Genomic DNA, 454 nt, shown 5'->3' on the forward strand with positions numbered 1-454 from the left:
GCGACGAGGACGACTGGGACTCCCGCCCGCCGGTGGTCACGGTCATGGGTCACGTCGACCACGGCAAGACCAAGCTGCTGGACGCCCTGCGCCACACGAACGTCGTGGCGAAGGAGGCCGGTGGCATCACCCAGCACATCGGCGCCTACCAGATCGTCACCGAGCTCGACGGCGTCGAGCGGCCGATCACCTTCATCGACACCCCGGGTCACGAGTCGTTCACCGCGATGCGTGCCCGTGGCGCCAAGGTGACCGACATCGTGGTGCTGGTGGTCGCGGCCGACGACGGCGTCATGCCGCAGACGGTCGAGGCGCTCAACCACGCCCAGGCGGCCCAGGTGCCGATCGTGGTCGCGGTGAACAAGATCGACAAGGAGGGGGCCAACCCGCCAAGATCCGCCAGCAGCTCACCGAGTACGGCCTGGTCGCCGAGGAGTACGGCGGCGAGACCATG

Annotated in this window: 1 pseudogene; it reads left to right on the top strand. The window is 68.7% G+C overall.

What is annotated here, in order from left to right:
• Positions 1-454 (top strand): annotated as a pseudogene (locus M3677_RS17200) (GTP-binding protein); the annotation flags it as partial.

It is taken from the genome of Curtobacterium sp. P97 (genome assembly GCF_023712445.1).
GTDB lineage: Bacteria > Actinomycetota > Actinomycetes > Actinomycetales > Microbacteriaceae > Curtobacterium.